14 protein-coding genes are annotated in these 14,577 nt (G+C 56.0%); 3 read left to right on the top strand and 11 right to left on the bottom strand.

The genetic code is table 11. The features are described 5' to 3' along the window. Nucleotides 1–264 precede the first annotated feature (264 nt). From NZ705_11485 to secA, 4 genes are read right to left on the bottom strand one after another with little or no spacing between them, the layout of a single operon-like run. Nucleotides 265–1,011 (bottom strand): FkbM family methyltransferase, encoded by a 747-nt coding sequence (locus NZ705_11485; protein MCS7293569.1) that lies wholly within the window; start codon nucleotides 1,009–1,011, stop codon nucleotides 265–267. 53 nt (nucleotides 1,012–1,064) lie between these two features. Further along, on the bottom strand, nucleotides 1,065–1,229 hold the full coding sequence (locus tag NZ705_11480) for a hypothetical protein (protein MCS7293568.1): 165 nt from the start codon (nucleotides 1,227–1,229) through the stop codon (nucleotides 1,065–1,067). A 2-nt stretch (nucleotides 1,230–1,231) separates the two neighbouring features. Continuing rightward, nucleotides 1,232–1,915 carry a DUF3386 domain-containing protein gene (locus NZ705_11475; GenBank protein ID MCS7293567.1) on the bottom strand — a complete coding sequence of 228 codons (684 nt, stop codon included), beginning with the start codon at nucleotides 1,913–1,915 and terminating at the stop codon, nucleotides 1,232–1,234. Next, nucleotides 1,869–4,649 (bottom strand): preprotein translocase subunit SecA, encoded by a 2,781-nt coding sequence (secA, locus tag NZ705_11470; protein ID MCS7293566.1) that lies wholly within the window; start codon nucleotides 4,647–4,649, stop codon nucleotides 1,869–1,871. Before secA ends, NZ705_11475 begins: the two co-directional genes overlap by 47 nt. 88 nt (nucleotides 4,650–4,737) lie before the next feature. On the opposite strand from secA, the gene NZ705_11465 reads away from it, so the two are divergent. Beyond that, nucleotides 4,738–5,082, top strand: coding sequence for a YbaB/EbfC family nucleoid-associated protein (locus NZ705_11465; GenBank protein MCS7293565.1), 345 nt, complete (start codon nucleotides 4,738–4,740; stop codon nucleotides 5,080–5,082). On the opposite strand, the gene NZ705_11460 is transcribed toward NZ705_11465, so the two are convergent. After that, complete coding sequence (locus NZ705_11460; GenBank protein ID MCS7293564.1) at nucleotides 5,062–6,384, bottom strand: hypothetical protein; 1,323 nt, start codon at nucleotides 6,382–6,384, stop codon at nucleotides 5,062–5,064. The genes NZ705_11465 and NZ705_11460 overlap by 21 nt on opposite strands. Before the next feature lie 40 nt (nucleotides 6,385–6,424). Here NZ705_11460 and glyQ point away from each other — a divergent pair, with 40 nt between their 5' ends. Continuing rightward, nucleotides 6,425–7,336 (top strand): glycine--tRNA ligase subunit alpha, encoded by a 912-nt coding sequence (gene glyQ / locus NZ705_11455; protein MCS7293563.1) that lies wholly within the window; start codon nucleotides 6,425–6,427, stop codon nucleotides 7,334–7,336. 34 nt (nucleotides 7,337–7,370) lie between these two features. Beyond that, nucleotides 7,371–7,958, top strand: a complete 588-nt coding sequence (locus NZ705_11450; GenBank protein ID MCS7293562.1) for a thioredoxin family protein — start codon at nucleotides 7,371–7,373, stop codon at nucleotides 7,956–7,958. An 87-nt stretch (nucleotides 7,959–8,045) separates the two neighbouring features. Here NZ705_11450 and NZ705_11445 read toward each other — a convergent pair whose 3' ends face one another. From NZ705_11445 to NZ705_11420, 6 genes are all read right to left on the bottom strand, one after another. After that, complete coding sequence (locus tag NZ705_11445; GenBank protein MCS7293561.1) at nucleotides 8,046–8,501, bottom strand: hypothetical protein; 456 nt, start codon at nucleotides 8,499–8,501, stop codon at nucleotides 8,046–8,048. Nucleotides 8,502–8,763: 262 nt separating this feature from the next. Then, entirely contained in the window at nucleotides 8,764–9,585 is an 822-nt protein-coding gene (locus tag NZ705_11440) for a phytoene/squalene synthase family protein (GenBank protein MCS7293560.1), read from the bottom strand. A 73-nt stretch (nucleotides 9,586–9,658) separates the two neighbouring features. After that, nucleotides 9,659–11,533 carry a squalene--hopene cyclase gene (gene shc / locus NZ705_11435; GenBank protein ID MCS7293559.1) on the bottom strand — a complete coding sequence of 625 codons (1,875 nt, stop codon included), beginning with the start codon at nucleotides 11,531–11,533 and terminating at the stop codon, nucleotides 9,659–9,661. Nucleotides 11,534–11,593: 60 nt separating this feature from the next. Beyond that, nucleotides 11,594–13,639 carry a thioredoxin domain-containing protein gene (locus NZ705_11430; protein MCS7293558.1) on the bottom strand — a complete coding sequence of 682 codons (2,046 nt, stop codon included), beginning with the start codon at nucleotides 13,637–13,639 and terminating at the stop codon, nucleotides 11,594–11,596. A 74-nt stretch (nucleotides 13,640–13,713) separates the two neighbouring features. After that, nucleotides 13,714–13,989 (bottom strand): hypothetical protein, encoded by a 276-nt coding sequence (locus NZ705_11425; protein MCS7293557.1) that lies wholly within the window; start codon nucleotides 13,987–13,989, stop codon nucleotides 13,714–13,716. Nucleotides 13,990–13,992: 3 nt separating this feature from the next. Next, nucleotides 13,993–14,577 (bottom strand): hypothetical protein (locus NZ705_11420; protein MCS7293556.1); only part of this gene is annotated, 585 nt, incomplete at its 5' end.

The following is a 14,577-nucleotide window of genomic DNA, read 5'->3' as shown; positions in this document are numbered from 1 at the left end:
CTTCAGGCGTAAATTGCCGATAGCTGTTCTCCATTATGGATACGACCGTACTTCACAATATTTTGAGACTGGCAACGGGGGCAAGTAATTGTACTCATGGCTTCACCCAAATCCAACGACACCTATTTTAACCATTACAAGAATAGGACTACCCGGTGGGCAAGGGGTAGTCGTAGTTGGCAAGTTCCCAGTCGCCTTCAGCAGGTGGGGAATCAGGAAAGGGCATAAGAATTTACAGTAGAAGGTTAGAGAAAAGAGAACTGTTCATTCAAAACGTCCATGTATATCAAACCAAGAATAACCAGCCAAATACCCCTTTGTTGGGGAGCGCACTGTTGTAAAGTAGGTTTCTAGTGCCAAATCAAAGTTAAGCCATTCCCCAGGGGTCTCTTCCCCAAACGGTCCGGAGCTACAACTACCAAATGTAGCATCCACATATAAACCTTCAAGTGGTGGATTTGGACATTTCAATTTGTGTAAGTTTCTCTGGTCTACAAGCTTAAAGGAACGACAGCCTACCGACCAGAGCTCGGCAAAGTAGTATGCCTGATTTTCCTCTATCGAAATATAACGTGGGCGCTCTCGAAAGTCATGAAGAGCGCGTACAACATCAATGTCATTCCCTTCTATATCAACCTTTAGATAGTACGGCATCCCATACTTTTGAAAAAGGTACTGCGGTTGGCGACAAGGGACACTAATTTCTTGATAACGAGTGCCATCTCTTGTGCCCCACTCTCTTTTTAAGCTACTCCACTGATCATTATCTAAGTTCACATAAAAAGTAATCTCTCCATCCTTCGGACCTATGGCAATCGGTTCAATAGTGAGTTGACCTGTGGAAATATAGGATGCTAGTTTTGTCTGAACTTTACTAACAAGAAGTGGGTTCGCTTCAACGGCAACAACTCGAAATCCCTTTCTCAGATAGAAAAAAGTATCCTCTCCTTCATGCATACCAATATCCATAATTAGGGGCATGCTTCTTACGTTAGTATTCACTGCATCCATAAATCTACTTGTTCCTTCTCTGAGCTTTCTACTCAGGTAACCTAACGGATTCATCACTTCAGGGACTCCGGTAGTGGTTCGAGTATCAGTTTAGTAGCTTCTTGTAGATTAGCAATCGCTGCTTCCTGGGTATCGCCGGAGGAGGAGACAAAGTTCGATTTTAGACAGGTTGCCGGGTAGGCCTGCGCTTCTTCATCCCATTCAATCATCGCACGCATGATCATGGTTCCCCATCGGCCAGCAACTTCAGGTTATGGAAAGTAATCGTCACTTCCCTTATCTTGCCATCCTGCGTTACCCGTTGTTGCCGTTCTTGCAAGAGATAGTAGCCTCCCACCCGGACATGGCGTTCCCAAACATCTACCGTCTTTTGCTCTTGTCCCGTCGTGACATCGCGCATCTGCACACAGTAATGCAGGGGGAAGTAGCCCTCAGCCGTTTGCTCCACCGATAGGGCGTCCACCGTACACAACTGGTTATCCACCACCCGTTGCACTTGGGTGATCACCGGCCCCCACACGAGGTAGTGGGAATCCTGCACCTGAATTGGTACAGCACCGTTGGGGAGCGGTGCCTTTGCTGTAAACGGGTGCAAACCATAATCCGCCTGGAAATCCCGCCGTTGCCGGTGGGCCACCACTTCTCGCATCAAGCCTACAAGTTCCCCGTACACCGGGTGGTCAGCGTCTAACTTTTCCACTATCACCGATAAATCGCGATGCACCCGCACGTGCGCCTGCAGGGTTTCCTCACCGGATTGCCAGACCACATCCGCTTGATAACCGGGAAACTGGGCATCCCAGGTGTAGCGATTCTCGCAGGCTTGTCGAAAGATTTCCCGCGCGTCTAACAACGCATCAACCCGCCACCGGTTGGACTTGCGGTTGGAATTGGAATAGGGCATAGACTACGTTGCGGCGGATGTTGGTCATCATGTCCTGGAAGAGTTCGTAGCCTTCAATTTTGTACTCAATCAAGGGGTCTTGCTGACCGTAGCCGCGCAGGCCCACCGACTCGCGCAAGGCATCCATCTGTTGCAAATGCTCCCGCCACAGGTTGTCCAACTGTTGCAGGATGAAGAAGCGCTCAGCCTCCCGCATCAATCCTGGGCGAATTTGTTCGATTTGGGCCTCTTTCATGTCGTAAGCGGTGCGTACCTGCTCGTGTAAAAAGGCTTGGATTTCTGGCAGGGTTAAATCCTGTAAATCCTTCGGCTCCAGGTCACTCAGCAGATAGACAAACTGTTTAACTTTATCCACCAAGCCCGTCAGGTTCCATTCATCAGGGGGTAAATCGGGGTTGATGTAGGCGGCAATAATGTCATCAATGGTTTTTTCAGCGTATTGAATCACCAGTTCCTTCAAATCCCGCCCTTCCAAAATCCGGCGCCGTTCAGCATAAATGGCCCGCCGTTGATTATTCATTACCTCGTCGTATTCAAACACTTGTTTCCGAATGTCGTAGTAGTAGGTTTCCACTTTCTTTTGGGCGTTTTCCAGGGACCGGGTGAGCAGGGGCGATTCAATGGGCATGTCGTCTTCTACTCGAAAGGCGTTCATCAGCGCCGCGACCCGTTCCCCACCAAAAATGCGCAACAGGTTGTCTTCCAAACTCAGGAAAAAGCGCGTGGTGCCAGGGTCCCCTTGCCGTCCCGCCCGTCCCCGCAACTGGTTGTCAATACGCCGAGATTCATGCCGTTCGGTGCCGATGACGTACAGCCCCCCCAGCTTCACCACCTCGTCGTGCTCTGCTTTGGTATAGACCTCGTACTCCTGGCGAATCATCGTATAAACCTCGCGCAACCGGGCAATCACCGGGTCATCCGTCGGACCCTTTTCGGACGCAATCGCGATTTTTTCTTCCGCCTCTAGTTCAGGCAAACTCTGCTCGCCATAGACTTGCACCGCGAAATCCACCGCCGCCTTCAGTGCGCGTTCGGCCTCAGGAGAAAGTTCCGCCGGGTAGATGTTGGGGGACGCCTTCCAGGTTTTGACCCTTTTGCCAGTGCCGAAACCCACACCGCCACTGCGCCGTTGTCCCATCAAAGACGCCAGCACGTTTAACCCGTCATCCTCTTCGGGCCGCACCAGCCGGGGCATGAAATACTCCCGCATTTTCAACCGGGCCATGTATTCGGCGTTCCCCCCCAGGATGATGTCCGTCCCGCGCCCCGCCATGTTTGTGGCAATTGTCACCGCGCCCTTGCGACCCGCTTGGGCAATGATTTCCGCCTCCCGTTCCACGTTCTCAGGTCTAGCGTTGAGCAGGTTGTGGGGGATGCCGCGCTCGTGCAGCAGGGCTGACAGCAGTTCCGACTTTTCCACACTGGTGGTTCCCACCAGCACCGGTCGCCCAATGGCGTATTGCCGGGCGCACTCTTCCGCCACCGCCAGCCACTTGGCCGTTTCGGTTTTGTACACCACGTCGGGCAAATCCTTGCGGATATTGGGGCGGTTGGTGGGAATCACTGTGACTTCCAGCTTGTAAATTTTGCTGAATTCCGCTTCTTCGGTTTTGGCCGTTCCCGTCATCCCCGCTAGCTTGGGATAGAGCAAAAACAAATTCTGATATGTAATGCTGGCTAAGGTTTGGGTTTCCGGTTCAATGGGAACGCCCTCTTTGGCTTCAATGGCCTGGTGCAATCCATCACTCCAGCGGCGTCCTGGCAACACCCGCCCCGTAAACTCGTCCACAATCACCACCTCATCGTTGCGGACGATATAGTGGACGTCTTTGATAAACAGTTCCTTGGCCTTGATGGCGTTAAACACATAGTGCGCCCAAGGATTTTCCGGGTCGTAGAGGTCCTGGACGCCGAGAAGTTTTTCCGCTTCTAAAAACCCTTCATCCGTCAGCAGGATATTCCGGTTTTTTTCGTCCACTTCGTAGTGTTCATCTCGCTTGAGTTGAGACGCCACCCAAGCTGCCTTGATGTACTTTTTCTCCCGTTCTTCCGGGTCGCTCACCTGGCCGGAAATGATTAAAGGCGTACGGGCTTCGTCAATCAAAATCGAGTCCACCTCATCAATGATGCAGTAGTGGAAGGGCCGCTGCACCACGTCCTCCAGGCTGGTGGCCATGTTGTCTCGCAGGTAGTCGAACCCGACTTCGCTGTTGGTGGCGTAGGTAATGTCGCAGGCGTAGTTTTTCCGGCGCTCGCTGGCGTCCATGCCCTGTTGAATCAACCCCACGCTCAACCCCAAAAACCGGTGCAATTGCCCCATCCATTCCGCGTCCCGCCGCGCTAGGTAATCGTTAACTGTGACGATATGCACCCCTTTGCCGGTCAGGGCGTTGAGATAGGCCGGTAGAGTCGCCACCAGGGTTTTGCCTTCCCCGGTTTTCATCTCGGCAATCTGGCCCTCGTGGAGGACGATGCCCCCCAGAAGCTGGACATCGTAATGGCGCATCCCCAGCACCCGTTTCCCTGCTTCCCGCACGACGGCAAAGGCTTCGGGCAATAAGTCCTCTAGGGTTTCGCCCCGTTCCAGTCGCTGCCGGAATTCCGCCGTTTTGCCCCGTAACTGCTCGTCGGAGAGTTTTTCCATCTCCGGCTCCAGCAGGTTGATTTCAGTCACAATCGGCTTGTACTGGTTGATACGACGTTGGTTGGGGTCGCCAAACAGAAGTTTCAGCATGGGCGCGTCCACGACCGGCTCAGTAGTATTTATCGTAGCATTGGCGGTTCTGTGGTAGGCTGGGACTGGGAATCGCTTGGAGGCACACATGACGCAGGGGAAAGGGTTCGGCTTTGGGCTGGGCAAGATGAAGGAGTTAGCTGATGCCCTGAAGAAGGCCCAAAAGGTGCAGGAAGACGCCCTGAAAATGCAGCAGGAATTGGATGCAATGGAAATTGTCGGGCAAGATGCCGATGGGCTGGTGAAGGTGGTGCTCAGCGGTAACCAGGAACCCCGCCGGGTGGAAATTGCCCCAGCCGCCCTAGAAAAAACCGCCGAGGAACTCTCCCAACGAGTCTATAGCGCCTTGCGGGCCGCCTACGACGAATCCACCGCCACCATGAAGCGCAAGATGGACGAAATCACGGAGGGTCTAGGATTGCCGGGGGGCTAGCCGCTGGACAATGGTGCTCAGGGCGTCGGGACCGCCCACATTCCCAGGGACAATCACTACTGGAAGGTGGGGAAAACGCGGGTGGTTCGCCGGAGTACGGATGACGTTGATGCCGGGGAGAATTTGACCAAGCAGCCGCACGGCGGTGAGTTCCAAGCCGTGACTCAGGATTTCGTTGGACGTAATGCCCCCCTTGCTCACGAGAAAGCCAATCTCCGGGGGCAACTGCTGCACCAGCAGGGCGGTCGTTTGAGCCACCTGCGCCCCAAACTGCAAGCGCGTCGCTTGGTCGGGGAAGGTGAGTTCCTGGCGGGGGGTGTAAACCACTGGAATTAAGCCCTGGTGCAACGCCTGGGTCACTGCCGGCATCACCTGTGCCACCACTTGCTGGGGCGTTTGTCCGGTACACAACGCTTGAATCGGCAGTTCCATCCCCTGGACCCCTGACTGTTGCAACAGATGTTCCACTTGTTGCGTCGAAAGCCGCACGTGGGACCCGACGACCACCACACCAGGTAATTTCCCCTGCACGTAGGTGGACATGGCCTCGGGCGCTACCGGTTGAGGCGGCAACTGGGCCAGGGCGCTGACAATCCCAGCGGCTGCGCGCAACAACAACCGTTTGCCTTGCGCATGGGCACGATAGAGCGCTTGAGCAACTTGCTGCAAATCCGCCAGTGTTTCGGCGTCCACGACCGCGCAGGCGTTGTGCTGCAATCCCAGGAGCAATTCATCCAGAGCACCGGAGCGAATGTGTGCGAGCGTCACGCGCACCACCTGGTCTTGCCGGATACGTCCTCCCGTTTTGTACTCCACGTAGGCGGGGAGATAGGCCGACGGGTAGCCAAACACCGAGTCCTTGGCAAACTCTGTTTGATTCACGGGCACCGGTTGCCCATTCACCAGCAGGTAATGCACGCTGTCGCGGGTGATGCGCCCCCCTTCAATAAACGCCGGAATCAGCAAATGCCCGTCAAACGGCCCCAGTTCTTCGTTCAGGACATCCACTTCCAAGGGGTAATGCCCCCGCAGCGTGGAATCGGACCGGCTGATCACCAGGGCATGGTCCAAAAGGTTTTCCCCCGTCACCTGGCGCAAACTCCGGCAAATCTCGCGGGTGACTTGGGCGGCCATCTCCGGCGGGCGGGCGCGGGTATTCCCCAGGATAAAAAACAGGGGCGACGCATCCGTCCAGGCAGTTTGCAGGGTTGTGGGGTCCCAGCGCAGCAGCAACAGGCAACTGTGAACGGTTTGGGAACCGGTGGGGTCGTCGTCGAGAACGACTAATTTCGGGCGGGTCATCTTGCCAGGGGAACCCACAACCCTTCAGTATAGACACAAGATGGGGAGGGCACAGCCGGTGAATTTTCAGGACTTGATTGCAGCGCTGCACCAATTTTGGGGCCAACAGGGGTGTTTGATCGTCCAGCCCTACGACCTGGAAAAGGGTGCCGCCACTATGAGTCCCCACACCTTTTTGCGGGCCTTGGGGCCGGAACCTTGGGCGGTGGCTTACGCGGAACCTTGCCGGCGACCGGGCGATGGCCGCTATGGTGAAAACCCCAACCGGTTGCAGCACTATTTCCAGTACCAGGTGCTCATCAAGCCCTCACCCGCTGACATTCAGGACATGTACTTGGCGTCATTGCGGGCGTTGGGTATTCCCCCCGAAGAACACGACATCCGCTTTGTGGAGGACAACTGGGAATCCCCCACCCTTGGGGCCTGGGGGGTCGGCTGGGAGGTCTGGCTCGACGGTATGGAAATTACCCAGTTCACCTACTTCCAGCAGTGCGGCAGTATTGATTGCCAACCGGTTTCGGTGGAGATCACCTACGGGTTAGAGCGCCTCGCTATGTACTTGCAAAATGTGGACACGATTTGGGACATTCGCTGGAATGACCAGGTAACCTACGGGGACCTTTACCGCCACAGCGAAGTAGAGCAGTGCACTTACAATTTCCAGGCCGCCGACCCGCAAATTCTGTTTCAACTCTTTACTCTGTACGAGAAAGAGGCCCAGCAACTGCTAGCCCAAAACCTGGTGACTCCCACGCTGGACTACGTGTTGAAATGCTCCCACACCTTTAACTTGTTGGAGGCGCGGGGCGTGATGGCTGTGACTGAGCGCACCCGTTACATTGCGCGGATTCGCCATCTGGCGCGACAAGTGGCCCAACTGTACTTGCAACAGCGGGAGCAACTGGGGTTTCCCTTGCAACGTCCTGGCGTCCCGTCCCCCGAACCGGCATAATGAAAGCGAAGCGACGGGTTTAGGAGGTTGGACGATGGCTCGCACGCCTTCCACAATGTTGGATTTGGGAACACCGGCGCCGGATTTTGCTCTGCCCGATGTGGTGACCGGTAAGACGATTAGCTTGAGCACGTTTGCTGACAAAACCGCCCTGCTGGTGATGTTTATTTGCCGCCACTGTCCCTACGTCAAACACATTCAAAACGAACTGGCGAAATTGGGTCAGGATTACAAAGACAAAGATATTGGCATTGTGGCCATTAGCTCCAACGATGCGGAGAAATACCCCGACGACCGCCCCGAATCTCTGAAGGAAATGGCGCAGGAGCTAGGATTTACATTTCCCTTTTGCTACGACGAAACCCAGGAAGTGGCCAAAGCCTATCGCGCCGCCTGCACCCCCGATTTCTACCTGTTTGACCGGGAGCGGAAACTGGTTTACCGCGGGCAATTTGATGACAGCCGCCCTGGAAACGATTTGCCTGTGACGGGGAAGGACCTGCGGGCCGCCATTGATGCGGTGTTGAGCGGTCAACCGGTGTCCCCAGACCAAAAGGCAAGCCTCGGTTGCAATATCAAGTGGAAGCCGGGCAACGAACCGGATTACTACAAGGCGGCTTAAGCTTGACTGGTGGGATGATGGTTGTGTTAACAGCCTGCTAGACCACTTTAATTGGTCTATGGGACAACCGAAAAACCCAGAACGGGGCTACGCCTTGCAACCGCAGGGGCGCACCACCTGTCCCCGGTACATCTTGGGTGCCGGTTCAGTCTCAGGCGTTTGAGATGCGGGCGTGGTTGGCACGACCTGACCCCGGTACCGCTTGGGGACGGGTTCACCCGCAGGCGTTGGCAACACCATCGTTTGTACTACCTGTCCCCGAAACTTCCGCACTGGTTGCTTATTTTCGTCAGCTTGGGCCGGCAGTTGGGGTGCCTCCAACGTTTCATGCCAGAGCGTAATGCGGTCCGGCGATTTCACCAGCAGGCAGAACGGTTGACTCGTCGTATCCAGCCGCTTTTGACATACTTTTTTCGCCGTCGCTTCCTGGTGCAACCCAAAGGATTCCCCCCGCACAAACCACCGCCCGAGCACTTGCAGGTAGTCAGCTTGGTCGTAATCGGCTCCCCAGGGTTCGACCTGCTCCCATGACAAGATCAACATTGAAAGGACTCCCCATGCGTCTGCTGGCATCCAGGGTCGCACCTTATACCTAGGAGCAGGGCAAGCGTTCCTTGCCATTTCCACATAAAACTTCATAATTTGAAATGAAATAAAATGTAAAACTCCCTCAGCCAGGCTACTTTAGGTGAGCGGAGCGATGACAGGACAAGCTATGTGATCTCAAAAGCGTAAGTGGCCTATACGTACCCTGCGATTTGACCATTGTCTGTTATCAACAAAGGGGCTTCGCGCCATGTATAGCTCAACGACTTCGACCAGTGACCTGGGCCACTACCGCCATGACCGCACTGCGCGTCAGTTTGGGTTGACCTTGTTCCAGGGCTTCTAAGGTGGCATGGGCCAGCGCCAGGGGAATTTTACAGAAATCCAGCGCCGGTCCTGGGGGTAACGCTGCGTTATAGGCATCCGCCAGAGCAAGATTGCGGCGGGCATAGGCGTGCATCTCTGCTTTCCCCCACCCATCTGGGAAAAAGTTGACCCCGCGTCGCTGGTCTTCCGCCTGATTGCGCAAGATATTGACAGCTTGCAACCCCCGCCCAAAGCCAATCGCCAGGGAGCGATTCGTCTGGGTGCCGTCGTACCAGGCCCACAAATCCGACAAGAGCAACCCTACCGCCCCTGCAACGCCAAAGGTGTAACGATCCAGGTCCGCTTCCGTTTGAATCCGCCAGTGACAGGACGCCCAGTAGGCCATCCGGTCCGCCATCGCCGCTGTCGCATCCCAAATCCGCGGCGCAATTGTTGGCGGAGCCAGCAACGCCCATTCGCCAATGCGCACCGTCACCTCCGGCAAGGGCGTCTGATGCACCGCCAGCGCCAGGGATAAATCGTTCACCGCAAAGGTATCGGTTGCCGCCTCTAGGGTTAAACTCACGGAGCGCAGCAATTTCACCTTCGTTTCACTGTCCAAGTCAGGATGGTCTTCGATTTCGTCAATCGCCCGCATGCAGAGATAGGCGGAAGTCACTGCTTCTTGCAAACCCGCAGGCAAGCCGCTGATGGGAATAAAAAACGTCCGACTGGTCTCTTTCAGTAGTTCCAAAGCACCCCGGCGCAAATCCATCCGCTCAACTCCTTTCCACCACTACACACACCATACCATTAGCGCCAAGTATAGCGGAAAAACCGGGGTTGTCCTAGCCCTGCCCCACCTGCCGCTGGTAGCGTCCTAGGGCCATGAGCGGGAAGTGCTGATAGTACAAGTTATAGCGCAGGTAAAAATGCCGGGGAAACCCGGTGCCGGTGAACCATGGCTCCTGCCAGGCCCCGTTGGGTTGCTGTTGCGCGAGTAGATAGGCAATCCCGCGTCCCGTTGCCGGATGCGTTCCCTGGCCCGCCGCCAATAATCCCAAAATGGCCCAAGCGGTTTGGGAAACAGTGCTATCCCCTTGGCCTTGCAGCGATGGGTCGTTGTAACTGCGGCAAGTTTCGCCCCAACCGCCGTCGGGATTTTGGTGCGCCAGCAACCAGGTCACCGCCCGTTCTCGCGCCCGTTGCGCCTGGGGTTCGTCTTGGAGCGCCGCCAGCACCCCACTGGTTCCGTAGATGTAATTCACGCCCCAGCGGCCAAACCAACTGCCCGTCGGCTCCTGCACCTGCAACAGGTAATCCAACGCCCGTTGCTTGACCACGGGTGGGAGAGGGGGAACCCCTGGATAACGGGCCATTTCCAGCACCCGGGCCGTGACATCGGCTGTCCCTGGGTCAATCATCGCCTGCAAATCGCCGTAGGGAATGTAATTGAGCCAATCCTGGTCGTTGTCTTTGTCAAAGGCGCCCCACGACCCGTTTTTACATTGCATGGCCACAATCCAATCCACCGCCCGCCGGATAGCTTGCTGTTTTTCGGCTTCGTTGGGCAAGCGAATTTGGCTCAGGGCCATCACCACCACCGCCGTATCGTCCACATCGGGGTAGTAACGGTTGTCGAATTCAAACGCCCAGCCTCCCGGTCGCGCCTGGGGATTTTTCACCGCCCAGTCCCCATAGGTATTGAGAATTTGCTTCTGCAGCAGCCATTGCCCCGCCCGCACCAGCGCCGGATGGTCCGGCTCTAACCCACTATCCACCAGTGCGCGGATGGTCAAGGCCGTATCCCACACCGGCGACACGCAGGGCTGCATCCAGTATTCGGTTTCGCTTTCCACGCAGAATTTCTCTACCGCCCGGAAGCCCCGCACCACCGCCGGTTCTTCTAGCGGGTAATCCAGGCAGCGCAACGCCAGCAGTGAATTCACCATCGCCGGTTGGATGCCGCCCCAGTCCCCCGTTTCCTCTTGGCGTTGCAAAATCCACTTTTCCGCAGCGGCCAGTCCCTCTTGCCGAAACGGCGTCAAACCGAACATTTCCGCCCATTTCAAGCCCCAATCCAGCCACACAAATACATCCGACCAATCGCCTTTTTGCGGCAGTTCGTAACGGCGGGCAGTGGGCGGTTCCACATACAATTCATCCAAGGTAAATCCCTGGGGATACACCGGTTTTTTATCAAAGACAATGATTAAGGGGACGGTGCTACTTCTGGCCCAACTGGACATGTCGTAAATACTAAAGGGACCGCCTGGCGGTAACAGCATTAACCAGGGGGGCAAGGATGGCAGCCCTTGCCATTCGTAACAACCGATCAGGGCTAGATTTAACTTGGTAAAAATGCGACTGCGAGTGACGCCGCCGCGACTTAAAATCACCTCTCTGGCTCGCTGCATCGCCGGTTCGTCGGGGTGACAGCCCAATAACCGCAACGCCATATAGGCTTCAATGGTGCAGTTCAAATCCCCGCCATCGCCGTAGTAGAGTTCCCAGCCGCCGTGTGCCTGTTGTTGATTGAGAAGATAGGTTTTAATTTTCGCCAGCGGCAGTCGCTCCTTGATCCCCCAAACGGCATAGAGCAACACCAACTCGGCGGTCATCGTGACATTGGATTCCAGCGTGGCCCACCAAAAACCTTCTGGGTATTGCAACGACAACAGATGCGTTTGACTCCGTTGAATCCCCTGTTGCAGGTCCTCCACAACCACTCCCCCGAAAAAAGCCATCTTTAACTTATACCAGGCTTGGGGGGTCTCCCGCTTTCAGAGTTGATACTGGGCCAATTGTTGCAGCGCCATCTCGAGCGATGTGGCCGGTTCCTGGCAGGTCAATCCTTGGCACACCAGCGCCACCCCTGGTATCTCGGTCGCCGGTTGCCACACCGTCGTTGGGAAAAAGCGCGAGCCGATGGCCGCCAACACATCCGGTTGCGCCTTGACCACCAGCGGGTGCAAAAACCAGTCCAACGCCGTCAGCAAACTCGGGCAACTCTGGGGCGCGACTTGCACAAGCTGGCCAAACGCTTGCAATCCCCGCTCCGCTCGTTCCAAGTAACTCAGATTGCCGGTGAGCAAGGCCAAGCGTACCAGATTGGTCAGCGCCACCCCATTGGCCGAAGGAATGGCATTGTCTTCGCAGGGCCGTTCCCGCACCAGTAAATCCCCACTCGCCGTTGCCGCCGTGGCGTAATAACCCCCGCTTTCACAGGCATACTCCGCATCAAACGCCCTTTGAAACATTTGCGCCAACTCTAACCATTCCGGCGCGCGCTCGCCTCCCAGCAGGCTCACCGCCATTTGATGCAAATCCAGCAGGGCTTTGATCCACAGGGCGTAATCTTCCGCTTGAGCAATCACCGCCACCTGGCCGTCGTAGTTCAAGCGATAAAACTGGCCGTTGACCCACTGGTTTTGGCGGATGAAATCGGCGCACTGGATCGCTAGTTCGCCATAGCTTGGCTCCTGAAACACCACGGCCGCCCGCGCCAATCCCGAAATCATCAAACTGTTCCAGGCGACAATCATTTTCGTATCGGTGACAGGGGGAATCCGACCCGGCCAGGGGGTAGTTTTGGCGTGCTGGGCATCTACAGCGGGCGGGAACGAGAGACAGGTTTCTGGGGGCGCGCCGTAGCGACGGATAAACAATTTGGTCAACGCCGATTCCACCTGCGGGTCCAAATCCTGTCCATGCAGGCGTTGCAACACGATTTTGCCCTCAAAATTGCCCTGGGGTCTGACATCGAAGGCAGCCTTCAAGGCGTCGAATTCTTCGGGCGTTAATAACGCGGCCAACTCCTGATACCGCCACACATAAAAGGCTCCCTCTTCTGGCTCGGCATCGCTGGGGGAAACAAAACTGTCGGCGTCCTGCGCTGCATAGAAATACCCCGCTTCCGCCCGCATTTCCCGCCGCAGCCATTGCACGGTCTTTGTGACTGCCCGCCGCAGGGGAGCCATCTGCACACCGGCGCTCCACAAGTTGCTCAGGTATTCCAGAATCAGCCCGTTGTCGTAGAGCATCTTCTCAAAGTGGGGCACGGTCCAGGTCGGGTCAACGGTATAGCGATGCCACCCGCCCGCTACCTGGTCAAAAATGCCCCCCAGCGCCAGATTCATCCCTCGCCGCACCGCCGGATGGTCGGCTGTCAAGGGTCCACTCCACCGGCTGGCTTGCAACACCGCTTGAGCGTAGGGGATCATCGGGAACGAATTGCCCGGCCCTTCGTAGTTCAGGATGCTGGTGACCTTACGGTAGCCGTTTTCTAGGGCGCTTTTGTCCGGTACACTCACCGCTGGCAATTGATTGGGCGATTGTAGGTACGCCAGGATTTGCGATTTCACCTGCTGCACCTGGTCCTTGCGCTGGTCGTAGTATTGGCGCACCGCTTGCAGCAATTCCAGAAACCCAGGCCGGCCAAACCGGGGCGTCAAGGGAAAGTACGTTCCCCCGTAAAAGGGCACCAGGTCATAGGGGTCGAGAAAGACATTCAAGGGCCAACCCGCCTGGCCAATCATCAACTGCACCGCCTGGATATAGATGTGGTCAATATCGGGGCGTTCCTCCCGGTCCACCTTAATCGGCAAAAAATACTGGTTCAGGTAGGCGGCCACAGCGGGGTCGGAGAAGGCCTCCCCCTCCATCACCGTGCACCAGTGGCAACTGGAATAGCCGATGGACAAAAAAATGGGTTTATTTTCGCGGCGAGCCGTAGCAATGGCTTCTTCTCCCCAGGGCCACCAATCAATTGGGTTATGACCGTGTTTGCGCAGATATAGACTCTGGGCGTGGATCAGCCGATTCGCCATGGGGATACCTAGGGAGTGGAATCTCCTCTCAGTGTAACGGGCTTAACCCAAAGGGGCTACTTTCTGCCAACTGCTCAAGCTGAATCCGCAGCGACGGGCAGGCTTTGGAGATAGGCCAGAACCGCATCATGCTGTTGGCGCAGGCGCAAGGTCATCCGGGGTGCAACCGTAGAAGCCACAATCCGTCCTCCCGGCAACTCCACCCAGACCAGGGTATGAAAGACGCGATACGTGCCGCCACAGGTCTTAGCCAGGTCTGCCAGTTCAGTGAGGGTGAGCGAACGGGGCAAATCAACATCCCAGGCCCACCCCTTGCCGCATTCCCGCCGTCGCAGTAAGTGCAACTCCATATCTCAAGCAGCCGTTGCTGTGAATTCACACCAGGGGTCGCCCTTTTCTCGCGCTCGTACCTCCTGGCCTCGGAAATGATTCGCTCGCCGGAACAAGTTGTTATACAGGGTCTCGTTGAGAACTGGTTTCTGGGCAATGTGACCCCGGTAAACGATGTTCATCATGGCCGGTACAGCTCCCTGGGCAAAGAAACAAGCACCGGTCGAGCTGTTAGGATAGGTGGCCAGGAAATAATTGGTTTCGTAGTTACCGTCAATTGCCACCCGGCAAAACTGGTTGCTTTCGATTTCCACCAGTTCCCAGCGGCCCCATCCCAAACTACTGGCTACCGCATAACCGCCATGAACCCAGTCCGTATCGGTTTGAATCATGGGCTGCACGAGGCTTTCCCACTCTACCGACTCCATAATGTTGCCGAAGGTGTAAAACACACAAACATGTCCTGATTCCCGGATTAAGTCGCAGCCGACCGCTTCTAAAGCGGGATTCACCGCCCGCAGCGCGTCTAAGAACCGGTACTGGATGCGGTTGTAGTAATTGGCAGGCATCCGCGTTAACAACACATTGAAGGCGCGAATTTGACCGTC

It is taken from the genome of Gloeomargarita sp. SKYB120, from assembly GCA_025062155.1.
In the GTDB taxonomy this organism is placed as follows: Bacteria; Cyanobacteriota; Cyanobacteriia; order Gloeomargaritales; family Gloeomargaritaceae; genus Gloeomargarita.
This window is presented reverse-complemented; position numbering and strand designations above follow the sequence as displayed.